Genomic DNA, 24866 nt, shown 5'->3' with positions numbered 1-24866 from the left:
TTAAGTTATCGTTTTGCTTATTGATTTTCAGCTAAAAATTTTGCTATTTTTTTATCTTTTTTCTTATTGAGATAACGGCGTAAGACACCGCCTTTTACATTGTTGACATCAAACTCGACAATAAAAGCGTGCTCATCTATATCGGCAACAATACGGTACATTTTTTTGATATCTATACGATTAATAATAGTATGGATTATATCAAAATCTTGCTTTTGTCCTGTACTTCCAAAGCCTTTACGACCTTTATACAAAGTCATTCCTGCACCTAGCTGACTAATAATTGCTGCTTCAATTTTGGCAAAATCATTAGAAACGATGGTTACACCTATAAAGTCTTCAAAACCTTCGATAACTAAGTCTGTGACTTTGGCAGTGACAATATAGGTGAGTATAGAGTACATGGCAACTTCGGTAGAAACTATAAAGGCAGTTACTGTAAATAAGATGACGTTAAATACGAGAATAACTTTACCAATACTTATTCCAAATCTATCATTAATAAAAACACCTAAAATCTCTGAACCATCAAGCACAGAGCCATTACGAATAGCAATCCCGATTCCTGCTCCTAAAAATAATCCGCCAAATATGGAAATGAGAAATTTGTCACTGGTAATAGTTGCGAAATTTTCAAAATGAATAAACAAAGCTAAGCCTAAGATGCTAATAATTGATTTGACAACGATACGTTTAGAAACTGTAAAATATCCCAGAATTAAAAAAGGGAGGCTTAACAGAATAAGTAAATAAGATAAGTTGATATCAACTTGGGTTTTTATTAAAAGTGCCACTCCTGTAACACCTCCATCTAAAAAACCGTTTGGTAGTAAAAACGCTTTTAAGCCAATACTTGCTAATACAATGCCTAATGCAACTTGAAAATATTCTGAAGTTAGTTGAAAATACCTAGCGCGTTTTGTTAACATATTGTGGTTATTTTAATTGCCTTAATCCTTCGTAAATGACTATGCTTACGGCATTGGCTAGATTTAAACTTCTAATATGTTCACTATATAAGGGTATTTTATAAAGCTGTTCTTTATACTTGTCTATTAGAGATTTGGATAAGCCTACCGATTCTTTTCCGAAGATAAGAAACAAATTATCTTTAAAGGCTATCTCCCAATGCGATTTATGCCCATGACTCGAAAAGAACACAAATGTTTTGTCATTATGAATTTTAAAAAACACATCGATAGACTCATAGATGGTAACATCCAAATGCTGCCAATAATCTAAACCTGCGCGTTTAAGACGGCTATCACTTAATTCGAAACCAAAAGGTTTAATCAAATGCAGTTTTGATCCAGAAGCTAATGCTAGCCGACCTATATTTCCAGTATTATTAGGAATTTCAGGTTCAAATAAAACGATATTAAGCGCCATTTTTTCTAAGGGATTTTATAATAATTAAGCGAATGAGTAATAGCCATGGTAATCCATGCAGAAGCACATCAAACCAATCTAATAATTTCATACCACTGGCACCTCCAGTAATCCATTTTATTTTTTCTAAAATATGAGGTTCAGGAAAAAAAGGAGCCAAACCTAATGTGAGACAAAGCAATAATATAATTCGAAAATCTTCTCGTAATTTCATAAAAAAAAGCCTATTCAAAAATAATGAATAGGCTTGAGATTTGAGTCATATAGCATTAGCTATTTGTTTTATTTTGCTGTTTTTTAATAGTGTCTTTATCGATGTCAAAATCATTAGTTTCCATTTTGGTATAACCAGATGGATTCGTTGGATTTGTTTGTCTTACAGTTGTTTTAAACTTCTTTCTGTCTTTAATCATTCCCATTGTTTTATTGTTTTTTAGATTCAAATATAATATAGCAATTTCTAGTTGAAATTGCTCACAAAAGCCCGTTAAAACTAAGGAGTTTATTGTTAAACTATCTTAAAATTTGAGATACAAACTTGGAAATTGACGCGAGTCCGTTTTGGGTTAGGTTTTTGATAAATGCACTTCCAATGATAGCACCTTTAGCATATTGCGTCGCTTGTGAAAAAGTATCGTGATTTGAAATTCCGAAACCGATTATTTGAGGGTTCTTCAGATTCATATTGGCAATACGTTTGAAATATGAAGTTTGAATTTCACCAAAACCACTACTGCTTCCTGTGACACTAGCCGAACTGACCATATAAATAAATCCGTTAGAAATAGAATCAATAAAATTTATGCGCTCTACTGACGTTTGAGGTGTAATTAAAAAAACATTAATTAAGCCATAAGTTTCGAAGATCGCTTTGTAATGTTCGTTATACACATCTACAGGTAAATCGGGTATGATGAGTCCGTCAATACCAATCTCCTGACAGGTTTTACAAAAAGCTTCAACGCCATATTGGAGGATTGGATTAAAATAGCCCATTATAATCAACGGAATTGAAACGGTTTTGCGAATGTCTTTTAACTGATTGAAAAGTATTTCGGTGGTCATTCCGTTTTTTAAGGCTTGCGTAGAACTGGCCTGAATGGTTGGTCCGTCGGCTAATGGATCGCTAAAAGGTAATCCAATTTCTATCATGTCGACTCCGCTTTTTTCAAGATTTTGGATAATGCTAACGGTATCGTTTAGACTTGGATATCCTGCTGAAAAGTAAATGGAGAGTAGTTTTTTGTCTTCTTGTAGTTTTTTATTTATTCTGTTCATCGTTTTTCGTTTTCTTCTCTAGTGAGATGCTGAAATAAATTCAGCATGACGCAATTGATAGTTTTTTATTTCTAGTGAGATGCTGAAATCAAAGATTCATGAATACCTTAAGCTAAAATGGATATTTATAAATAAACGAGTTCAGCATGACGTGCTTGGTTGGTTTCTGTTTACTATTCTTGATTCTTTATGGTTGAGATTAGTATTTATGGTTTTTCGTTTTCTTCTCTAGTGAGATGCTGAAATAAGTTCAGCATGACGTGCTTGGTTGGTTTTTTTGTTATTTTGAATTGGTTCAAGGTCCAGCATGACGGTTTGAAACAACTGGTCGTCACCCTGAACTTGTTTCAGGGTCTCATTAGATGATTAAGGTCTTAAGACCTGGATTTTTCTTTTTTATTAAATTTAGTTTCCATTCTTTCTTCCAGTTTTTAATTTGTTTTTCTCTGGCTATAGCTTGGTCAATAGCACTGAATTCTTCAAAATATATTACATCTTTTAGATTGTACTTTTTTGTGAATTCAGAGCCAGTTCCGTTATGATGTTCAGTTACTCTTTTGGTTAAATCAGATGTTACACCAACATAGAATGTTGTTCTGTAGGTATTGGTCATGATATAAATGTAACTACTTTTCATTTTCTTCTAGTGAGATGCTGAAATCAAAGATTCATGAATACCCTAAGCTAAAATGGATATTTATGAATAAACGAGTTCAGTATGACGTGCTTGGTTGGTTTTTTTGTTATTTTGAATTGGTTCAAGGTCCAGCATGACGTAATTGATTTTTATTATTTGTTATTCTTAGTTTGTTTGAGGTTTAGATTAGTATTTCTTTTGCGTTAAGGATTGAAAGGTTTGTTTGAGCTCATCTTTGATAGCGAGCCTTGAAAGCCTGACCCTTGTGGTAACGCCATCATGCTACAGTTTAAAATAATCGATATAGTTTTGTAAATCTTTATCACCACGACCTGAAAGATTCATAATGACAATATCTTTAGGTTGAAACTTTTTTTGAGCCAAAACCGCAAAGGCATGAGAACTTTCTATCGCAGGAATAATCCCTTCTAACTGACTCAACTCTAAACCAGCAGTCATCGCTTCATCATCGGTAATTGAGATGAATTCGGCACGACCAGATGTGTACAAATGTGCATGCATAGGGCCAACTCCAGGATAATCTAAGCCCGCCGAAATGGAGTAGGGCTCTGTAATTTGTCCGTCGTTGGTCTGCATCAACAATGTTTTACTTCCGTGAATAATACCTTCACGACCTAAGGCTGAGGTAGCAGCGCTTTCACCAGAATCAATCCCTTTACCAGCTGCTTCTACTGCTATAAGATTCACCTCTGTATCTTCCAGATAATGATAAAACGCACCTGCGGCATTGCTGCCACCACCAACACAGGCTATGACATAATTTGGTTTTGTAGTGCCTTCTTTATCTTTGAGTTGCCACTGAATTTCTTCGGAAACCACCGATTGAAACCTCGCGACCATATCAGGATAGGGATGTGGTCCAACAACGCTTCCAATAATATAATGGGTGTCAACAGGATTATTAATCCAGTCGCGAATGGCTTCATTGGTGGCGTCTTTTAATGTCCGACTACCTGAAAGTGCTGGTCGGACTTCAGTGCCCAGCATTTTCATGCGAGCCACATTGGGTGCCTGACGCGCAATATCAATTTCTCCCATATATACTATACATTGCATGCCCATAAGTGCACAGACTGTTGCTGTCGCTACGCCGTGTTGTCCAGCGCCAGTTTCGGCAATGATTCGGGTTTTTCCTAAACGTTTTGCCATTAAAATTTGTCCGATCGTATTATTGACCTTATGTGCACCTGTATGGTTTAAATCTTCACGCTTCAAATAAATTTTGGTGTTGTATTTGTCACTTAATCGTTTGGCGAAATAGAGAGGAGAAGGACGTCCTACATAATCTTTTAAGAGTTGATCAAATTCTTTTTTAAAAGAAGGTTCAGCCATTATTTTAAGATAATTCTGGCGTAATTCTTCGACATTTGGATAGAGCATTTCTGGAATATATGCGCCTCCAAATTCACCGTAATAGCCTTTGTCGTTGATGTTGTATGTCATTTATTTCGTTTTTTGTCGCCCTGAACTTGTTTCAGAGTCACATTCAATGGTTATAATACTTTTATTTTCATGAGATGCTAAAATCAAAGATTCAAAATACCTTAATATGAAACAGATATTTACGAATAAATAAGTTTAGCATGACGTTGCATTAGGTTTGAATTAATGATTTAAATTCTTTTAGTTTTTCTATATTTTTTAAACCTAAATTCGTTTCAAATTTACTGTTTACGTCTAATGAATGACAAAAAACTGCTTCAGGTCTTTTTAGAAATGATAACAACTTATTTAATTCATTAAGACCAATACCACCACTTAAAAAGAAGGGTTTTATTGATGAGTAATTTTTTAAAACAGTCCAATCAAAAGTGAAACCGTTTCCTCCTGGTTGTTTTCCTTTGGTATCGAATAGGTAGAAATCACAAACATCTTCATAAGGTTCTAAAGTATTAAAGTCGAAGCTGTCTTTTATAGAAAACACTTTTATTACTGTATAGTTTAAATCTTGTAATTGTTTGCATAGTTCTGGCGATTCATTACCATGTAATTGGACACCATGTAATTGATGTTTCTGTACAATGCCTTTGATGTAATCATAAGTAGCATCGACAAATACGCCAATCTTTTTTATATGTTCGGGTAATTCTGGAATAACACTATTAAAATAACGTGGTGAATTTTTGTAGAAAATGAAACCCATAAAATCTGGATTTAATTTCGCAACATTTAAAATGTTGTCTTTAGTTTTCATTCCGCAGACTTTTAATTTCATGATTGTAAGTCTTTTATAAATTGAGTAGCACTGTCGCCAGGATTATTAGTTTTCATAAAGTTTTCTCCTATTAAAAAGCCTTTATAACCATAAGGTTGTAAGGTTTTAATAGCTTCAACATTACTAATGCCACTTTCAGAAACTTTTACAAAATCGTTTGGAATCATTTTACTTAGTTGCTTGCTGGTGTCTAAGCTAACGTCAAAGGTCTTTAGATTTCGATTGTTTACGCCTAACATATCAAGGCTTGGCATTAATGATTTATGGAGTTCTTCTTCGTTGTGAACTTCTAGTAATACATCAAGTTTAAGCTGTTTGGCCAATTCTGAAAATGCTTTAATTTCTGCTTTGGTTAAAATGGCAGCAATGAGTAAAATTGCATCTGCACCATAAGCTTTAGCTTCAATAATTTGATAACTGTCTATAATGAATTCTTTCCGAAGAAGCGGTAAATTACAACTGGCTCGTGCGGTGAGTAAATCGTCTAAGCTTCCACCAAAATACTTACCATCGGTTAAAACAGACATGCCACAAGCACCAGCATTTTGATACCCTTTGGCAACATCAAAAACATTTAAATTGTGATTAATGACTTGCTTTGAAGGGGAGCGTCGTTTATGTTCGGCAATAATTCCTGTATTGCTGTGTCTTAGTTTATCAGATAGTGATACAGTTTCTCTTTCAAACAAAACGGAAGCTTCCAGTTGTTTTACAGGAATAAGTTGCTTTCGAAGGTTAACTTCGATGCGTTTATCGTTTACTATTTTATCTAATATGTTCATTTTGTTGTTAACCTGAACTGGTTTCAGGTTCTCATTATTTATATGTTACTATAACCTAAGCTTCATGACTACTTAAAGTTATTATTTACTCAATTCTATTAAGCGTTCTAGACTTGCTTTTGCTCTTCCGCTTCCTAAACTATCCTGAGCTAAATAAAACCCTTCTTGATGCGAAATGCCTTTTACGGTAGCTATGGCTAATCCTGCATTAGCGCAAACCACATTGTTTTGAGCATCTGTACCTTTACAGTCCATGATGTTTTTAAAGATTTTAGCGGCTTGTTTTACAGAAGATCCTCCAAATATTTCACTTTGTTCGATTTGTTTTAATCCTAAATCTGCTGGGCTTAGCATGGTTTCAGCAGTGTTAGAAATGATTTTTGTGTTTCCGGTCAATGAGATTTCATCATAACCATCTAAAGCGTGAACAATGCTATAATTTTTGTCGGTATTTTGGTAGAGATAGCCATAGATACGTTGCAATTCTAAATTGAACACACCAACCATTTGGTGTTTAGGAAAGGACGGATTTACCATTGGACCTAACATGTTAAAAAAGGTCTTCACACCTAATTCTTTGCGGATAGGAGCCACATTTTTCATGGCTGGATGAAATAATGGCGCATGGAGTACACATATGTTTGCTTGATCTATAGCGTATTTTAAAAAGTCTGATTTATTCGAAAAATGAATTCCTAAGGCTTCCATAACATTAGATGATCCAGAAGCAGATGAAACGCCATAATTACCATGTTTGGCTACTTTTACTCCAGCGCCAGCCGTGATAAAAGACGCGATTGTGGAGATGTTAAACGTGTCTTTTCCGTCACCACCAGTACCACATAAATCGATAGCCTCGAAGTCGGATAAATCTACAGGAATGCAAAGTTCTAATAAGGCATCCCTAAAGCCTTGTAACTCTTCTAGAGTAATGCTACGCATCATGTAAATTGTAAGAAAGGATGCAATTTGACTTTGATTGTATTTGCCTTCGGAAATATTCACCAATACCGTTTTTGCTTCTTCACTAGAGATGCTTTCGTGGTTGATTAGTCTGTTTAGTATTTGCTTCATAGTATTTCCCATTGCAGCGGGAATCTTTTAATTAAACTTTAATTTTTAGGTCTCTATTTAGATGGCTTATGCCGCTGTATCATTTACTTTACAACTGTTAACTATTGACCCAGTTTTCTAGAATTTGTTTTCCATTTGGTGTCAATACCGATTCTGGATGATACTGTACACCTTTTACATCGTAAACTTTGTGTCTTAACGACATTATTTGTCCGTTACTATCAAAAGACGTTGCTTCTAAGGCTTCAGGTAAATTTTTATGTACAACCCAAGAATGGTAGCGACCAACTTCTATAGTCTTTTCCATGTTTTTGAATAAGACTTCGTCGTCTACGGTAATATCAACCTGAGTGGCAACACCATGATAAACATCATCGAGATTAACAAGTGAGCCACCAAAAACTTCACCAATGGCTTGTTGCCCTAAGCAAACACCTAAAATGCTTTTGGTAGGTGCATAGGTTTTGATAATAGCTTTTAATAATCCGGCTTCGTCAGGAATGCCTGGTCCTGGTGATAATACAATTTTTTGAAAAGCCTCAACGTCTTTAAGCGTGAGTTTATCATTTCGTTTTACGGTGACTTCGCAATTTAAATCCTCTAAATAGTGGACTAAATTATAGGTGAAGCTGTCGTAGTTATCTATTACTAATATTTTCATATATAGTTCCCGAGAAAGTGGGAGTTTTATTAATTAAACTTGTGTTTCGTTTGTTCTCGTTTTCCGTTGCGTTAAGGATTGAGGCTTTGTTGGAGCTCCTCAAAGAGAGCGACTGCCGAAAGCCTGACCCTTGCGGTAACGCCCTAATTTTAAATATCTTCAGCCATTTCAATCGCTTTTGTTAAGGCACCTAATTTGTTATAGACCTCTTGTAACTCGCTTTCTGGATTGGATTTTGAAACCAATCCAGCACCAGCTTGCCAATGCAGTTTATGATTTTTACTCATAAACGTTCTAATCATAATGGCGTGATTATAATTACCATTAAAATCCATAAAACCAATGGCGCCACCATAAAAAGCGCGACTTGTTTTTTCGTATTGTTCTATCAATTGCATGGCGCGATGTTTTGGTGCACCACTCAATGTTCCGGCTGGAAATGTATCGGCAACGACTTGCATGGTTGGTGTTTTATCATGAATTCTTCCTGTGACTTTGCTTACCAAATGGATCACATGAGAGAAGAATTGTGCTTCGCGATAGGTTTCAACTTTAACCTGGCTACCATGACGGCTCAGGTCGTTTCTGGCGAGATCAACGAGCATGACATGTTCGGCATTTTCCTTATCATCTGCAGCGAGTTGCTTGGCTAGTTTTTGATCATCTTCATCATTTCCTGTTCTTTTAAATGTGCCTGCAATGGGATGGATTTCGGCTTGGCCATTGTTGACAACAAGCTGAGCTTCTGGTGAACTTCCGAAGATTTTAAAATTTCCGTAGTCAAAATAAAAGAGGTAAGGAGAAGGGTTGATACTTCTTAGGGCACGATATACATTAAACTCATCACCTTTAAAGGCCTGAGCGAATTTTTTTGAGAGCACGAGTTGGAAAACATCGCCTCGAGCACAATGCTTTTTAGCGAGTTCTACGTGGTCTTTATACTCGTCATCGGTAAGATTGGATGAAATATCAGAATCGGTTTTAAAGGTATAAGATGCAAAATTTTTAGAACTGATTAATTGTAAAACCTCGTCTATATTATTTTCGGCTTCAAAACAATGCGCGAATATATACGCCTCATTTTTAAAGTGATTAATGGCGATTATGTTTTGATAAACCGCATAAAAAATATCTGGAATATCAAGAGAATCAGGTTTTTCGCTAATCTCAATATCTTCAAAATATTTTACAGCATCATAAGCAGTGTAGCCAAAAATACCATTGTTTATAAATTTAAAATCTTCATCAGAATTTACTTTAAATCGTTTCGTGAATTTGTGAATCTCTTCGGTAACCGAAATGTTTAAGGCATTATTTGTTTTAGAACTTCCGTCAGGATAAGACTGTTCAATAACATTATTTTTGACTTTAATAGATGCTATTGGATTAAAACAGATGTAGGAAAAACTATTATCATTAGCATGATAATCACTACTTTCTAGTAGAATGCTGTTTGGGAATTTATCTCTAATTTTTAAGTAAATGCTCACAGGTGTTATGGTGTCTGCCAGAATTTTCTTGTAATGCGTATATAAACTAAATGTTTTCATTTTTTATAATTAAAAAAAGGCTTGTCGTGAATGACAAGCCTTTTTGATATGTTACTTTAAATATACCTATAGGGTTAGTTCACGAAGTTGTTGTTTCGAGAGTTCCACCACCAAGTATGATTTAAGTTTATGTTCATTGTTTTGTAAAGTTCAAATATAGACATCAAAATTTAGTTTTCAAATTTAATTGCATAAAAATGAAAAAGATTCCCAAATTCATGGGAATCTTTAAGACTAAATGTTGCTATTAATCAAATTTACTTAAAATTTCAACTTTACATTTAGATCGAATTCATCATATATTGCTTTATCTTTTAGTCCGTCAAAAAAGCTTGCCGAACCATATTTGATATCATATTTTGTTCGGTCCACTTTAAGCGATGCTGTTGCTGTGTTATCTGCAATAGTCATATCAAATGAAATAGGATGAGTTTTTCCTTTGATGGTTAAATCGCCTGTAATGTTATAATTTCCGTTTTTGCCTTTAACGTCAGTGATGTTTAAGTTTGCTTTAGCATGATTGCTTGTTCCGAAGAAATCATCAGACTTTAAATGTCCTTCAAGTTTTTCTTTGCCTTTTCCAGCTTCTAAATCGGTAACATTAATTGAAGTCATATCCATAACGAAATTGCCTCCGGTTAATTCATCATTTTCAAATATTAGCGTTCCATCAAGCAGGTTGATAGTACCTTCATGGGATCCAGTGACTTTGTGACCTTTCCATGAAATAGTCGACTCTGATATTTTAACTTCATTTTTCTTAACTGAAGTAAATGATGCAAAGGTTAATGCCAGAATTAAAATAGCTGCTGTTTTTAATGTGTTTGTTTTCATTGTTTTAAATTTGTTTTTGGGTTTGTTTATGCTCTTAGTTTATCTAATAATAAGTTTAAAGTTGTTAACTCTGATGTGTTTAAATTTTTTGTAATGTTAAGGTTGCTTTTTTTTACTTTATCGTCTAATTCGGTTAATAGTTCTAGGCCTTTAGAGGTGATTAAAATTTCTATTTTTCGTCTGTTTGAAGGGCATGTTTGACGCGTAACCAAATCTTTCTTTAATAGTTTGTCTATCAAACGCGTAGTGTTACTCATCTTGTTTAACATGCGTTCTTGTATCGTGCTAAGATTAGCAGGCTGTCCTTTTTGTCCTCTTAATATTCTCAACACATTGTACTGTTCAGACGATAAGCCGTACGATTTAAAGTCTGTTAATGCCTTTTCTTTTAGCCAATTATTGGTGTAAATCAAATTAATAACGGTTTTGTCATTTTCATTGAGTTTAACGGTACTTTTAATATCAGATTCTATTGACATATGTATATACAATTGTTGTATGTACAAATGTATGATAATTTATACTTGTAATGATTAATGTTTTGTTAAATTTTTAAATGCATCTTATTTGATTTATAACTTTATAATATGAAACACGTATTTATCATTATTTTAGTTGTGTTTAGTCTTTTTGAAGATCAAAAAAGCGAAGCCAATACGCAAGATTTAAAAGTGCTTAATTTTGATGAGCTTCAATCTTATCTAGGTTCTAAAGATGAGAGTAAAACGTATGTTGTGAATTTTTGGGCAACATGGTGTGCGCCTTGCGTGAAAGAATTGCCATATTTTGAACAACTAAATGCTAATTATGTCAATAAATCGGTTGAAGTTATTTTAGTCAGTCTCGATTTTCCAAAGCAAATTGACACCAAATTGAAGCCTTTTCTTAAGAAGCACAATTTAAAAAGTGAAGTGCTGGTATTGGATGACGTAGATTCAAATACATGGATTCCAAAAGTGAATAAAAACTGGTCAGGTGCAATACCTGCTACTTTAATATATAACAAAGACAAAAAAGAATTTTACGAACGCTCTTTTGATTATCAGGGACTTGAAACCCAATTAAAACAATTTATAAAATAGAATATCATGAAAAACACACTTAAAACATTTTTTGCATTAATAACTATTGTGGCTTTGTCGTCATTTACAAATGTAGATGAAGGTCAAGGGTATCACATTGGTGATATTGCAACCGATTTTGACTTAGAAAATATTGATGGAAATAAAGTCTCAATGAAAGACTACAAGGATGCCAAAGGTTTTATCATTGTTTTTACCTGCAATACGTGTCCTTACGCTGTAGCTTATGAAGATAGAGTTGAAGCTTTAAATAAAAAGTACGCAGATAAAGGCTATCCTGTAATAGCTATTATGCCAAATAATACAGATGTTAAACCAGGCGACAATATGGATGCCATGAAAGCCAGAGCTAAAGCTAAAGGATTTACGTTTCCTTATTTAATGGATGAAGGTCAAAAAATATATCCGCAATATGGAGCAACTAAAACACCACACGTGTATGTTTTAGAGCGTACCAAAAAAGGACATGAAGTAAAATATATTGGCGCAATTGATGACAATTATAAAGATGCTAGTGCTGTGACAAAGACCTATGTTGAAGATGCAGTTGATGCTTTATTAGTCGGAAAAGAAGTACCAGAAGCTACAACTCGTGCCATTGGTTGTTCAATTAAGGTGTAATGCTTGCAATAACTTTAAAAAATTTTAATCCGAAGTGTAACACTTCGGATTTTTTTTCGTCTATATAAAAAAATGTCCTAAGGAAAAGTTAAATTTGCATGATTTTTGATATATAAAAATATGACTGATTTAACACAACAAGAATGGGCTTCAAAACTTGCTGCTGATAAAAATGCAGTAGTATTAGATGTAAGAACTCCAGAAGAGGTAGCGCTTGGTATCATTCCAGATGCTATCGTTATTGACATTTATAATGGTCAAGGATTTATTGAAGCTATTGAAAAACTCGATACATCCAAAACCTATTATGTATATTGTAAATCTGGAGGTCGAAGTGCTCAGGCATGTCGTGTAATGAATCAGTTAGGTTTTAAAAACACGTATAATCTCATTGGAGGCTTCAGCGAATGGTCAGGTGAAGTAGCTTCAATTTAAAAATCAATCAAAATGAAAAACAAGGTACTTATGTATTGTTTTGCACTATTTGCATTAGCATATAGCTGTAAAGAAGAACCGCAAAGTGAAATAAAAATGGTTTCACCAGAAGAAATGCAATCACTGTTAGAACTTGAAGATATTCAACTAGTCGATGTAAGAACACCCGCTGAACATAAATCAGGATATATAGAGCATGCTCAAAATATAGATCTTACATCACCTACTTTTGATGAAGATATTGTAAAACTAGATAAAACAAAACCAGTTGTGGTGTATTGTAAATCTGGAGGAAGAAGTGCCAAATGTTCTAAAAAACTTAAAGAAGCAGGCTTTGTCAAAATTTATGACCTCGAAGGCGGATTAGAAAAATGGAAATTCAAAGGTCTCGAAATTAAAACTATAGAGTAAATAGTTATACACTATATCATACAAATTAAACCGAACGTTATGTTCGGTTTTTTTATATGCTGATTTCTGATATGTTAATGAACTCTCAATAACTTATTTAATCCCTTTGTTTTTTTTAAATTAGCGTCTTTCAAAACCTAACTAATTCTAATGAAGCATTTAATTCTTTCGCTCTGCAGTATTTTTGTATTTTCAATCACTACGAATGCTCAAATTTTAGAGCCTGTAAAATGGGAAACTTCAGTTGCTAAAATTTCTGATACCGAATACGATTTAATTTCTACTGCAACGATAGATAGTGGCTGGCATTTATACTCTCAAAGTGTGCCAGATGACGGACCAATTCCAACTACATTTCTCTACAAAGCGAATGCCGATTACGAACTTAGTGGAACGACTTCTGAAGACGATGGTCATGTTGTTGACGATCCTGTGTTTCAAATGAAAATCAAGTTTTTTGAAAATAAAGCAGAATTCAAACAGCGTATTAAAGTCTTAAATCAAGAACTCTCAATTGTTGAAGGTGAAGTTGAATTTATGGCTTGCGATGATGAAAAATGCTTACCACCAGATTATGTTGAACTAAAGTTTAATTTAAAAACTGATGAGACATCTCAAATATTTGAACCAGTTACCTGGGAAGCTTCCGTAGAAAAAATATCGGATACAGAATATGTATTGGTGTCTAAAGCTAAGATAGATCAAGGCTGGCATTTGTATTCTCAAAATGTTCCTGATGACGGCCCAATACCAACAACGTTTGATTACACTTTAGAAAATGGTGTCGAACTCATTGGTAATACAAATGAAGAGGAAGGTGTCACTATTGATGATAAAGTCTTCCAGATGAAAGTGAAGTATTTTGAAGACTCTGCCGAATTTAGGCAGCATATCAAAGTGTCAAATCAAGATATAAAAAGCATAAAAGCCGAAGTTGGATTTATGGCCTGTGATGATGAGAAATGTTTGGCTCCTAGTTATTTGGATTTAGAATATTCGCTTACAGGAGAGCTTATTTCTAAGAGTAATATTGTATTAAGTGAACGTAGTAGAAAATTGTCTGAAGCATTAAAACTTAATGTGTCTGGATGGGAGAAATTTGAAGAAGAGAAAGTAGAAGAGAAGAGCAATTTTACCATATTCTTACTTGGATTTCTTGGAGGTTTAATAGCGTTGTTGACGCCTTGCGTATTTCCAATGATACCATTAACGGTATCCTTCTTTACCAAAAGTGCTGGAAACAATCAAAAAGGAATTGCCAATTCAGTAATGTATGGTTTTTTCATATTCCTTATCTACTTTTTATTGAGTTTACCATTTCATTTATTAGATTCACTAGATCCTGAAATATTAAATAATGTATCTACTAATGTGACATTAAACATTATTTTCTTTATCATTTTTATTGCATTTGCGTTTTCATTTTTTGGGTATTACGAGTTGACACTTCCCGCTTCATGGAGTAATGCACTTGATAGTAAAGCGAATAAAATAGGCGGACTCATAGGCGTGTTTTTTATGGCGCTTACTTTAGCTATTGTTTCATTTTCATGTACTGGACCCATATTAGGAACTTTGTTGGGAAGCTCGCTTACATCTGATGGTGGAGCAACACAACTAACACTAGGTATGAGTGGCTTTGGTTTGGCGCTAGCATTACCATTTACCTTATTTGCAATGTTTCCTAAGTGGCTTAATTCTTTGCCTAAATCTGGAGGCTGGTTAAATACAGTTAAAGTCGTTTTAGGATTTATAGAATTAGCCTTAGCGCTTAAGTTTTTATCTAATGCCGATTTAGTGGAGCATTGGGGACTTTTAAAGCGTGAAATCTTTATAGGTCTTTGGATTATTATTGGTATAGGTTTGGCATTATATCTCTTCGGAAAAATTAAATTTCCACATGATGGGCCATTAAATAAATTGGGTAAAGGCCGTATTACAACAGGAATATTGACTGTTGCATTTGTGATTTATTTAATTCCAGGATTGACCAATACAAAATATGCTAACCTAAAACTTCTAAGTGGTTTTCCACCTCCGCTGTTTTATAGTTTGTATGATAAAACTTCTGAATGCCCTTTAAATCTTAATTGTTACAAAGATCTGGAAGCAGGTATTGCTGCGGCTAAGTCTGAAAACAAACCCATAATGCTTGATTTTACTGGATGGGCTTGTGTAAATTGTCGTAAAATGGAAGAGCAGGTCTGGAGTAAACCTAAGGTTTATGATTTGTTAAATGAAAACTATATCATTATTTCGTTATATGTTGATGACAGGAAAGAGCTACCCGAAGAAGAAAAATTTGAATTTCTAAGACCTTCAGGTAACGTTAAAAAAATTAGAACTATAGGTGATAAGTGGGCGACTTTGCAAACGATAAACTTTAAAAATAACTCACAACCTTTTTATGTTTTATTGGATCATGATATGTCGTTGTTAAATCATACAACAGCTTATACACCTAATGTTGATGAGTATTATGAATGGCTTGTAAAAGGCTTAGAAAACTTTAAATAGAGATTTTATTTTTCAAAATACACATCTTCAAAAGGGACTCTAAACCGAGGTCCATATATGCCTTTGTCTTCATCTCTGATTCCGCAACCAATGACCATGTTAATTTCGGCACCTCTGGGCAAGGCTAAAATTTGCTTAACTCTAAGCGTATCACTGCCTTCCATCGGACAGGTGTCATATCCAATTGCAGACATGCTTAGCATAAAATTTTCAGCTGCTAAAGCGGCACTTTTGTGTGCCACAATTCGCATGTCACTTAAACGGGTTTGACGATACACAGGTCTGAATAAGCCAACAATTTGAAAAACCAGATACTTGATAAAACCCAATATTCCGAAAACATCGGTATAGATCGTCGGAATTAGTTTTTGGTAATAATCAATGGCCATTTTTTTTCGTTTTAACCAGCGCTCTTCAAGATTTGGTTTGTCGTAAACTTTATTGAGAAATTCGATATTTGCTTTAGCACGTTGTCGCCATAAGTCTTTTCTTGTTACTATAACAACAAGCTGTTGAGCAGTTTTAGCTGCATTTTGATTAAGACAAGCCACAGCAAGTTGATCAAGTAGAGTTTTGTCTGTGATATGATAGAATTCCCATAGTTGCAAATTGCTGCTGGTAGGTGCTAGCGATGCTTGATAAAGGCACTGTTTTACTTTTAGGGAGTCTATGGGTTCACTTTTATAAACTCTGGTAGATCTTCTATAATTAATTGCTTCTGTTACTGTTTTTTCCATAGGCTGAATATAACGAAAAAAAGCCTCCATTTATCATTAGTTAATTTGAAAAATGGAGGCGAAAATTATAGCTTAAAATGAGTGTTAAGTCACGCTGGTTTTTAATTTGTCAGCATGCATTTGTCTCAATTTTGCCAGTTTTGGTGTAATTACAAAACTACAATACCCTTGAGTTTGATTGTTGGCATAATAGTTTTGATGCACAGCTTCTGCTTCGAAAAATGGACCTAATTCACTTATTTCAGTTACAATAGGATTCTCATAATAGGAAGCCATCTCTTTAACAACCAAATTGGCTACTTGTTTTTGTGTATCGTCGTGATAAAAAATCACAGAACGATACTGCGAACCAACATCTGCACCTTGACGGTTTAATGTAGTTGGGTCATGACTTGTCATAAAAATAACTAGCAAATCTTGGTAAGAGATAATGTCTGGATCAAAGGTGACCTGAACCACTTCGGCATGGCCAGTTAATCCGGAACATACTTCACGATATGTTGGTGTTCCTGGTACTGTGCCACCGCTGTATCCTGAAACCACTTTTTCTACACCTTTTACTTCGTTGTAAACCGCTTCAATACACCAGAAACATCCAGCTCCTACGGTTAATTGTTCTAATGTCTTATGTGTCATTATTTAGTCTCCTCTACTTTAGAATCTAGTTGCATAGATTCTGAATTGATACAATAACGCAATCCACTTGGTTCAGGGCCGTCTGGAAATACATGTCCTAAATGTGCATCACATGTATTGCACATGACTTCTACGCGAACCATTCCAAATGAAGCATCTTTTTCATATTTGATTGCGTTTGGTTTAATAGGTTGTGTAAAACTTGGCCATCCCGATCCAGATTCAAATTTTATGGTCGAATCAAATAAAGGAGTGTCGCAACAAATACAATTGTATTGGCCTTCATCATAGATACTGCATAAAGCACCACTGTGAGGGCGTTCGGTTCCTTTTTGACGCGTAATTCTGAATTGCTCTGGAGTTAATTGTTGACGCCATTCGGCATCTGTTTTTTCAACTCTGCGCTCAGGAATTGGATTACCGTTTACGGCAAAGTTGATTAAGTCTTTCCAAGTTAACATAGCTTTTGTCCTTTCTGTTTTATTTAATAATTACTGTATAATTAACTTCACATTTTAGTCGAAATGAAACTCATAATCTTACAGTATTGAAGTTTTTTATACTTCATTTTAGATATGAAGTATGGTCTCCTAAAGTTACGAGATAAATTTAGAATTCTATTGAATTTATTTTTATAAATAACATCTATTTTGACAGTAAATTCGTATATAAACCATAACCAATCATTATATTCCTATCTATGACATTTAAAATAAAGTCAGTTTGGCTAAAGCGTATAATCAAAACTCTATTAGCTGGGCTAGCTATGCTTTTATTATTTTGGTTTTCGGTGTATATCGGACTTTGGGGAACTCTGCCATCTGGTAAAGATCTAAAAGATATTAAGCAGGCAGAAGCTACATTGCTTTTAGATGCCAACAGTGAGTTACTGGGAAAATATTTCATTTTTGATAGGCAAATAGTATCCTATGAAGATTTGCCTAAGCATTTAGTAGATGCTTTGGTTGCTACTGAAGATTCACGTTTTTATGAGCATAATGGTGTGGATTACACAAGTTTGTTTCGGGTATTTTTTAAATCGATTTTATTGCAAGATAATTCCTCTGGAGGCGGAAGTACTATCAGTCAGCAATTAGTGAAAAATATCTATGGAAGAGAAAAGCATGGTTGGTTTTCAATGCCAGTGAATAAGGTAAAAGAAATGATTGTTGCCAAACGTTTTGAAAGCATTTATTCTAAACAGGAAATCATTGCTTTGTATTTAAACACGGTACCTTTTAGTGAAAATGTTTTTGGGATAGAAAGTGCTTCTCAGCGATTTTTCAATACAACAACAAAAGACCTGAGTTTAGCGCAGTCGGCAACTTTAATAGGGACATTAAAAGCGCCTCATGGTTACAACCCTAGATTATTTCCAGAGCGAAGTCAGTTAAGGCGTGATGTTGTTTTGCAACAAATGGAAAAATATGACTATATAGATGAGGCTTTAAAAAAGACAACCAGCGATATACCGTTAGAGACTGATTATAGAAAATTTAACCACACTGATGGTATAGCACCTTATTTCCGTGAAAAAATCAGATTGGAAGTTAAGCGTGTTTTGGATAGTATCAATGCAAAAGATGGCATAGCATATGACCTGTATAAAGATGGTTTAAAGATTCATACCACACTTGATATTGCAATGCAACGTTATGCCGAAACCGCAATGAAAACGCACATGGCGACACTTCAAAATCAGTTTGAAAAGGCGTATGGAACACAAGCACCATGGATAAAAAATACGGCTTTGATTGATAGCAGAATTAAAGGTCTAAAACTCTATAAAACTTTAAAAAAGAAGAATTGGAGTGATGCACAAATCATGGATAGTTTACAAGCAAAAGGGAACTTTAGATTGTTTTCATGGAAAGGTGATCTAGTAGAAGAATCTTCAATTTTGGATAGTCTAAAGCATACCATGAAATTTTTAAATGCAGGTTTTGTTGCTGTTGATCCTAAATCTGGTGCAATTAAGGCTTATGTTGGAGGTATTGATTTTGAACGTTTTAAATACGATCACGTTTCAGCGTCTAAACGTCAGGTAGGCTCTACATTTAAACCGTTAGTTTACACAACTGCTTTAGAAAAAGGAATCGAACCTTGTTCGTATTATCCTGTTAAAGAAGTGACATATACCAATCAAAAGGGGTGGACACCAACGAATAACGGCGAAAATGAAACAGATAGACATCTCAACTTTTCTTTGGAAAAAGCGATAAGTGAATCTGTAAATACAATTGCAGTTAAGGTGCTTGAAGATGTTGGTATAGAGGCAGTAATCGAACAGGCTCAAAAAATGGGAATCAAATCACCTCTACCAAAAGTGCCTTCATTGGCTCTTGGGACTGCAGAATTATCAATGTTAGAACTTATTGAAGCTTATACAAGTTATGCAAATGAAGGACGTATTTCAAAACCTTTCTATATTACCAAAATAGAAGATAAGACAGGACAAGTGATTTATGAAAGTCTGCAAGCTAACGAATCACCTGAAGCATTTTCGAAAACCACACAGCAAACCATGATTGAGATGATGAAATCTACAATTAATTCTGGAACTGCACAGCGCATACGTTCGCGTTACGGACTTCAAAATGACTTAGCAGGAAAAACAGGAACTACACAAAATAATAAGGATGGCTGGTTTGTTGGCTTAAGTCCGAAATTAGTCATGTTATCCTGGGTTGGAAATGATGATCACCGCATTGGTTTTAGCAATACATCTATTGGACAAGGCGCCAATTCGGCATTACCAATAGTTGCTTTGTTTTTAAAAGAGATGAATACCGATAATCAGTTCAACGCCATTACTCAGGCGAAATTTGAAGCACCATCAGAAGCTGTCATTAATGCATTAGACTGTGAATTAGAAAAACGCGATGGGTTTTTAAAGCGTCTGTTTAAGAAAGATAAAAAAGAACGTGAGTTTGATTCTTCTTCCGAAGTTATAAAGAAAAAGAAAAAAGGGCTCTTCAATTTCCTTAAGAAAAAGCAATAATTTAAAAGATTTGTGCTGTGTTTGAAATCAAATTTTTAAGGCGCCTTAATTTGTTTTATTCTTTTTTGTAATATGAAATAGTATGTATTTTATTTTGTACATTTAGCTTCTCCCACAGTTGCAGAATTAATTCTGTTGACACTTATTTAGAAATAATAGTATGATGGTATATTAAGTTATGCTGTCCTAAACATTTATTTATACAATTAAGTGAAATAGAATAATTATGATTCAGAACGCTCTACAATTTACTACGCAACTCCTCAATCAATACATTAAAAATAAATTTAGATTACATGATGATGTTGTTATTTGCAATGCTATTGTAAATGCTGATAATTCGACAGAAAGAGTCAATCAGAATAAAGTGGTTGTGTCATTTATAAATTTAGAACTGGATAAATCTATCCGAAATACTGTTCATCCGGCGAATGCGCCAAATATACAGCCTGTTAGCAACAGGTATAACCTGGATGTTTTGGTCGCTTCAAATTTTGACAGCTATGATGAGTCTTTAAAATTTCTCGATGCCGTAATTACTTTTTTTCATACCCATCCAGTAATAGATTCTAATACAAGACCCAATATGCCAGACACTATTGAACAGATGTCTTTTGAAATGGAAAAGTTGGGGTATCAAGAAACGGATAGTCTTTGGAATGCATTGAATGCAATATATCGACCTTCTGTTATTTATAAACTTCGTTTGGTGTCAATTAATACGGATGAAATTTGAATTAAGATTGAAATTTTAAAACTTTAAACATCGAGAATTAATGAGTACCGTTCGCTATAAGAAAATCTTTGAAATCAAAATAACGCATGGCTATTTCAGTACGTTAATTCCTGAAGATTTAAATATATTATTTGGTCCAATCACGCAAGACATTATGAGACGGTTCGATATTCAGGTTAAAAGAACACTTAGCAATTGTAGTTTTTATATGAATTCGGAATCTTCGATTATTGATTTTATTAATCATTTAGATTCGGAATTAACTCAAAATTATTTTGATTTCTATATCGAAATTAAAAGCCCTTATTTTTATAATTATACTCAAATTGATTTGGATACTCAGCAATCAATTCTCTATGAAAGTCGCTCAGCTGATAATACCTTTACAGAAACTTCGATAGTCTTAAATCCAATACAGCATCATCTAAGCTCGACGGATAAATTTGCTGAGGTAAACATCTATTTTCAAGATATTATAGATGCTGTTGATGCAGAGTTTGTTATTGCATTCGAATCCAGAGCAACTTATTGGCAATATTTCATAATAGATAGAAGTGATTTTCATCTTAAACAACCACATATAATAAGTGATCAGGATATCTCTTTTCAACCACCAAAATTAGTGACCACACAACAAGGAGTACAAGCTTTTGAGATAATTAGTGAAATGCCTTTAAAACTAAGTCAACAGCATCACTATACATTTAGTTTGTATGATGTGATTACCGATAATTCTGAGTCACCAAATGAATCGTCGCAAGGTCTGAAGAAAATCATCAACAGTTTGCCTGGTGCAAATGCTAATTTAATTACTCTCAAAGAAGAAAATGGAAAACAAATTTTTTTATCACCAATCTATATTTACATATAAGTTAATCGTCTAAAATAAAAACTAATGAATGAAAATAAAATGAAAACTCCAGGTGTTTATATTGAAGAGATTAATGCTTTCGGAAATTCTGTTGTTCCTGTTCCTACAGCCGTGCCAGCTTTTGTAGGCTATACACCACAAGCTAAATATGAAGGCGTATCTTATATTAATGTGCCTAAAAAAATATCATCATTTGCTGAATTTCAGTCCATTTATTGTTATCCAGATTCAGTGCCTCCTGAACAGCCTGTAAAACAGTATAACCCAGATTATTATTTGGTTAAACAAGACCAGCAACCAGTTAAGGGAGATTTTATAACGATTGAAGGCAGCCTTTATGCCATCGTTCCTGATCCTAATACCATTTATTATTTGTACAATAGTATACGTTTATTTTTTCTTAATGGAGGAGGAGATGCCTATGTTGTATCGGTTGGCACCTATGGTGATCCATCTGGGAATCCTTCAAATCCAGAAGATCATGTGGTCAATCCAAATGTTGAATTAAATGATTTACTTGCTGGGATCAAATTATTGGAAAATGAAGCTGAGCCCACGATGTATATCTGTCCTGAAGCAACATTATTATCTTTTGAAAATAATGCGACACTCATGCAATCAATGTTATTACAAAATGCTGAAATGAAATCTGCGATAAGCATATTTGACGTGATTGGAGGACGTCAGCCAGATCCTTTTTTTTATACTGAAGATATTTCAACGTTCAGAAACAATACTGGAGTAGAAGGACTGAGTTATGGTTGTGCGTATTATCCTTTTATTGGAACAACAATAATGCAAGATACCGATATAGATTTTACAAATCTTTTTGGAGGTAATATTGATGCTTTGGCAGTTTTATTAAAATCTGAATCTTTATCTAATCCGAATATAACCAGTATTATTAAAGCAATTAAAGATTCATCTACAATACATTCAAATATAAGTCAGCTTCATACTGCGTTACTCAATGCTAGTCGTATATATCATGATATCATAGCAAAAGTACTATCAGTAATAAATGTACTTCCACCAAGTGGAGGAATGGCAGGTGTCATTACTGTAACCGACAATGAAATAGGACCTTGGCAATCGCCTGCAAATAGGTCTATAGTGGGAGCAGTGTCACTGCCAATCCGACTTACAGAGGCAGAACAAGCTGGGCTAAATGTAGATGCTATTTCAGGAAAGTCTATCAATGCTATTCGGTTTTTTAATGGTGTTGGGATATTAATTTGGGGCGCACGTACATTAGATGGCAATAGTAATGATTGGAGATATATTTCAGTACGAAGAACATTGATATTTATTGAGCAGTCATCAGTACTTGCCGCTCGTGCTTATGTGTTTGAACCTAACGATGCAAATACATGGAAATCTGTCAAAGCACTGCTTTCTAGTTTTCTGACTAGCATTTGGAAAGAAGGCGGACTTCAAGGTGCTATGGCTTCTGATGCATTTTCTGTACAGTGTGGTTTAGGAACAACAATGACTAGCGAAGATGTTTTGAACGGACTTATGAAAGTGAGTATTAAGGTCGCTGTGGTTAGACCTGCAGAATTTATAGTAATTACGTTTGAACAACAAATGACTACAACTAATTAAATAGTCAGTTAACACGATATATTTTGGGTAAATTCAATAATAGTTTAAGTGATGCTGCAAAATCACTATTAAATGAACAAGTACTTGAGCAACGTAAGTTAAATGTACAGTTAGAAGCATCTGTGCTGAGTTTATTTTATATGCAAGGCGCAAGAGTAAATGATTGTAATAAAGTTACAGAATCTGAAAAAGCAGATGAATTGCTAATGAAATTAAAATCACAACTAACAGATACTAATGAAATAACTAAACAGCTTACAGAATCTGCTAATGAAATTCAAACTTCTGTTGAAGCATCTGTAAATTGTGTTGCCATTATGGCTAGCAATATACAGAGGGCAGCAAATGCCATTCTAAAGCTAGCAGCAGATGTTGGAAGTATTTATAATATTGTTAATGCTTCAGACAGTGGAAGTGATATTTTAAACCAAATTGATACAATTAACTCGCTAATCAAGAAAACAGCTTTTAACGCACAAATAAGTTCTCAACGTTCAATGGAGACCTCTGTGTTGGCTGCTCAAATGGTTCCAGAAGTAGTTGTTACTCATGTTGAAAAGATTCATTTAGAAGCGGTCAAAATGTTAGGAGATGCTAACAAAAATGAAAGTTTACTTTCTGAAAAAGTAGCTAATAATAAAAGTAATTTACTCAAAGCCTTGTCTGAGGAGAAGACTTTAGGAGGTCGATTACAACATACATTTGTTAATTGTAAAGGCCACTTAAATACCTATGATAATATTAATAAAACGGTCAATTTTGGGCTTAATGTTATAACAGAAGGTAAGTCTGGCAATATGTTTACAATAGCTTTTAATAATGTTGAGTCATTCTTTTATAACACCACAAAAGCACCTTTTAATGGTGTAAAGGACTATGTGCTCTTTTTTGTAAAAGACAAGGATAAATCTGCATTTAGTATTGCAAAAGCGCAGGAACTATTACACGCTACAGGCGAAGGAAAAAAACGCTTTACTATTATCGAAATGGATGGTAAAAATAAACCCGTAAGTACTGATGGGAAGATAAAGAAAGTGATTGAGTTCGATGAAGTTCTGGATACAGATGGAGAAACACTTATTAGAGGTAATGATTATGTGGTTTTTTTAATGATAGAGTTTACGGATGACTATAAAAAGATGCGTAATGATTATTCTGATGTGTTATCGGCACCTTCGTTAGCATTTAGCATGAAATACAAATTAAATTCACCAGAAGCACGTTCCATCAAAGTGATGCTGAAGCAACCGGGTTCGACGATAGATGGCGTATTAACGTTTGAAGTAAATCAAATAAGCACTGCATTTACACCAGAGTACAGATGTTATTTTTTGCCTTATGCTTTGGATAAACAAAACAGGTTTTTAACTGAATCTGAAATGGCAACATTTATACATGATTTAGAGGAACAAAATAATAAGAGTATTAGTGAGATTAAGAAGGAAAAAGCCTTAAGTATGTCTCTTTTAAATGGCCTTGATGGTTTATACGAGTTGTCACCAATACCAATTTTTAATAGTGTTGTGGCTAATAAAGTTCCTGTTAGTAATTATTCTGTTGCTCAGTATAAAAACGCAGCACCAAGTACTTTTATTACTGCTACAGTGAAAATTCAAGCGAATACGACAGACAGTTTTGGGCATCCACTAATCAAAGGGCAAACCTACCTTCCCGTGATTTTAACTACATCTGATGGGACAGATAAGACAGCAAAACAATATGCAATTTCGCTTTCAGATCCTTTGCAAACAAAACCATTTGTGATAAAATAAC

General features: G+C 34.2%; 27 protein-coding genes. 10 read left to right on the top strand and 17 right to left on the bottom strand.

All coding sequences use genetic code 11. The annotated features are described in order from the left end of the window. Positions 1 to 17: 17 nt before the first annotated feature. The 14 genes from H7350_RS13540 to H7350_RS13475 all read right to left on the bottom strand — a co-directional run bounded on the left by H7350_RS13540 (position 18) and on the right by H7350_RS13475 (position 10920). Positions 18 to 929, bottom strand: coding sequence for a YitT family protein (locus tag H7350_RS13540; protein ID WP_204346453.1), 912 nt, complete (start codon positions 927 to 929; stop codon positions 18 to 20). A gap of 7 nt (positions 930 to 936) precedes the next feature. After that, a complete protein-coding gene (locus H7350_RS13535) occupies positions 937 to 1389 on the bottom strand; it encodes a tRNA (cytidine(34)-2'-O)-methyltransferase (RefSeq protein ID WP_204346452.1) in 453 nt (150 codons plus the stop codon). Then, complete coding sequence (locus tag H7350_RS13530; RefSeq protein WP_204346451.1) at positions 1379 to 1603, bottom strand: hypothetical protein; 225 nt, start codon at positions 1601 to 1603, stop codon at positions 1379 to 1381. The genes H7350_RS13535 and H7350_RS13530 overlap by 11 nt, the downstream gene beginning before the upstream one ends. A gap of 55 nt (positions 1604 to 1658) precedes the next feature. Next, a complete protein-coding gene (locus H7350_RS13525; protein WP_204346450.1) occupies positions 1659 to 1808 on the bottom strand; it encodes a hypothetical protein in 150 nt (49 codons plus the stop codon). Positions 1809 to 1902: 94 nt separating this feature from the next. Further along, positions 1903 to 2667, bottom strand: a complete 765-nt coding sequence (gene trpA, locus H7350_RS13520) for a tryptophan synthase subunit alpha (RefSeq protein WP_204346449.1) — start codon at positions 2665 to 2667, stop codon at positions 1903 to 1905. Positions 2668 to 3025: 358 nt separating this feature from the next. Further along, on the bottom strand, positions 3026 to 3304 hold the full coding sequence (locus tag H7350_RS13515) for a GIY-YIG nuclease family protein (RefSeq protein WP_204346448.1): 279 nt from the start codon (positions 3302 to 3304) through the stop codon (positions 3026 to 3028). Between the two features lie 282 nt (positions 3305 to 3586). Beyond that, positions 3587 to 4768 carry a tryptophan synthase subunit beta gene (trpB, locus tag H7350_RS13510; RefSeq protein WP_204346447.1) on the bottom strand — a complete coding sequence of 394 codons (1182 nt, stop codon included), beginning with the start codon at positions 4766 to 4768 and terminating at the stop codon, positions 3587 to 3589. 151 nt (positions 4769 to 4919) lie between these two features. Beyond that, on the bottom strand, positions 4920 to 5540 hold the full coding sequence (locus tag H7350_RS13505) for a phosphoribosylanthranilate isomerase (RefSeq protein WP_204346446.1): 621 nt from the start codon (positions 5538 to 5540) through the stop codon (positions 4920 to 4922). Further along, the gene (gene trpC / locus H7350_RS13500) at positions 5537 to 6322 is read right to left on the bottom strand and encodes an indole-3-glycerol phosphate synthase TrpC (protein WP_204346445.1); all 786 of its coding nucleotides are present in this window, start codon (positions 6320 to 6322) and stop codon (positions 5537 to 5539) included. Before trpC ends, H7350_RS13505 begins: the two co-directional genes overlap by 4 nt. Positions 6323 to 6403: 81 nt before the next feature. Further along, the gene (gene trpD, locus H7350_RS13495) at positions 6404 to 7396 is read right to left on the bottom strand and encodes an anthranilate phosphoribosyltransferase (protein WP_204346444.1); all 993 of its coding nucleotides are present in this window, start codon (positions 7394 to 7396) and stop codon (positions 6404 to 6406) included. A gap of 97 nt (positions 7397 to 7493) precedes the next feature. Beyond that, positions 7494 to 8057, bottom strand: a complete 564-nt coding sequence (locus tag H7350_RS13490) for an anthranilate synthase component II (RefSeq protein WP_204346443.1) — start codon at positions 8055 to 8057, stop codon at positions 7494 to 7496. A 149-nt stretch (positions 8058 to 8206) separates the two neighbouring features. After that, entirely contained in the window at positions 8207 to 9607 is a 1401-nt protein-coding gene (locus tag H7350_RS13485) for an anthranilate synthase component I family protein (RefSeq protein WP_204346442.1), read from the bottom strand. A 261-nt stretch (positions 9608 to 9868) separates the two neighbouring features. Further along, complete coding sequence (locus H7350_RS13480; RefSeq protein WP_204346441.1) at positions 9869 to 10441, bottom strand: YceI family protein; 573 nt, start codon at positions 10439 to 10441, stop codon at positions 9869 to 9871. 26 nt (positions 10442 to 10467) lie between these two features. Continuing rightward, positions 10468 to 10920, bottom strand: a complete 453-nt coding sequence (locus H7350_RS13475; protein ID WP_204346440.1) for a MarR family winged helix-turn-helix transcriptional regulator — start codon at positions 10918 to 10920, stop codon at positions 10468 to 10470. A gap of 108 nt (positions 10921 to 11028) precedes the next feature. On the opposite strand from H7350_RS13475, the gene H7350_RS13470 reads away from it, so the two are divergent. The 5 genes from H7350_RS13470 (at position 11029) to H7350_RS13450 (ending at position 15507) form a co-directional block, all read left to right on the top strand. Continuing rightward, on the top strand, positions 11029 to 11523 hold the full coding sequence (locus H7350_RS13470; RefSeq protein WP_204346439.1) for a TlpA disulfide reductase family protein: 495 nt from the start codon (positions 11029 to 11031) through the stop codon (positions 11521 to 11523). A gap of 6 nt (positions 11524 to 11529) precedes the next feature. Continuing rightward, entirely contained in the window at positions 11530 to 12144 is a 615-nt protein-coding gene (locus H7350_RS13465; RefSeq protein WP_204346438.1) for a thioredoxin family protein, read from the top strand. A gap of 120 nt (positions 12145 to 12264) precedes the next feature. Continuing rightward, entirely contained in the window at positions 12265 to 12579 is a 315-nt protein-coding gene (locus H7350_RS13460; RefSeq protein WP_204346437.1) for a rhodanese-like domain-containing protein, read from the top strand. Positions 12580 to 12591: 12 nt separating this feature from the next. Next, positions 12592 to 12990, top strand: a complete 399-nt coding sequence (locus tag H7350_RS13455) for a rhodanese-like domain-containing protein (RefSeq protein WP_204346436.1) — start codon at positions 12592 to 12594, stop codon at positions 12988 to 12990. Positions 12991 to 13140: 150 nt separating this feature from the next. Next, positions 13141 to 15507, top strand: a complete 2367-nt coding sequence (locus H7350_RS13450) for a protein-disulfide reductase DsbD family protein (protein WP_204346435.1) — start codon at positions 13141 to 13143, stop codon at positions 15505 to 15507. Positions 15508 to 15512: 5 nt separating this feature from the next. On the opposite strand, the gene H7350_RS13445 is transcribed toward H7350_RS13450, so the two are convergent. The 3 genes from H7350_RS13445 to msrB all read right to left on the bottom strand — a co-directional run bounded on the left by H7350_RS13445 (position 15513) and on the right by msrB (position 17341). Then, positions 15513 to 16244 (bottom strand): nitroreductase family protein, encoded by a 732-nt coding sequence (locus tag H7350_RS13445; protein WP_204346434.1) that lies wholly within the window; start codon positions 16242 to 16244, stop codon positions 15513 to 15515. Between the two features lie 84 nt (positions 16245 to 16328). Further along, complete coding sequence (gene msrA, locus H7350_RS13440) at positions 16329 to 16880, bottom strand: peptide-methionine (S)-S-oxide reductase MsrA (RefSeq protein WP_204346433.1); 552 nt, start codon at positions 16878 to 16880, stop codon at positions 16329 to 16331. Beyond that, the gene (gene msrB / locus H7350_RS13435; RefSeq protein ID WP_204346432.1) at positions 16880 to 17341 is read right to left on the bottom strand and encodes a peptide-methionine (R)-S-oxide reductase MsrB; all 462 of its coding nucleotides are present in this window, start codon (positions 17339 to 17341) and stop codon (positions 16880 to 16882) included. The genes msrA and msrB overlap by 1 nt, the downstream gene beginning before the upstream one ends. A 305-nt stretch (positions 17342 to 17646) precedes the next feature. Here msrB and H7350_RS13430 point away from each other — a divergent pair, with 305 nt between their 5' ends. From H7350_RS13430 to H7350_RS13410, 5 genes are all read left to right on the top strand, one after another. Beyond that, positions 17647 to 19881: a transglycosylase domain-containing protein gene (locus tag H7350_RS13430; protein WP_235989352.1), complete on the top strand. Its 2235-nt coding sequence runs from the start codon at positions 17647 to 17649 to the stop codon at positions 19879 to 19881. Positions 19882 to 20107: 226 nt separating this feature from the next. After that, the gene (locus H7350_RS13425; RefSeq protein ID WP_204346430.1) at positions 20108 to 20617 is read left to right on the top strand and encodes a Pvc16 family protein; all 510 of its coding nucleotides are present in this window, start codon (positions 20108 to 20110) and stop codon (positions 20615 to 20617) included. A gap of 40 nt (positions 20618 to 20657) precedes the next feature. Further along, positions 20658 to 21488: a hypothetical protein gene (locus H7350_RS13420; RefSeq protein ID WP_204346429.1), complete on the top strand. Its 831-nt coding sequence runs from the start codon at positions 20658 to 20660 to the stop codon at positions 21486 to 21488. Positions 21489 to 21512: 24 nt separating this feature from the next. Continuing rightward, positions 21513 to 23093: a phage tail sheath family protein gene (locus H7350_RS13415; RefSeq protein WP_204346428.1), complete on the top strand. Its 1581-nt coding sequence runs from the start codon at positions 21513 to 21515 to the stop codon at positions 23091 to 23093. Between the two features lie 23 nt (positions 23094 to 23116). Further along, positions 23117 to 24865, top strand: coding sequence for a hypothetical protein (locus tag H7350_RS13410; RefSeq protein WP_204346427.1), 1749 nt, complete (start codon positions 23117 to 23119; stop codon positions 24863 to 24865). Position 24866: the final 1 nt, after the last annotated feature.

The sequence above is a fragment of the Psychroserpens algicola genome, assembly GCF_014526325.1.
GTDB classification, from domain to species: domain Bacteria; phylum Bacteroidota; class Bacteroidia; order Flavobacteriales; family Flavobacteriaceae; genus Psychroserpens; species Psychroserpens algicola.
This window is presented reverse-complemented; position numbering and strand designations above follow the sequence as displayed.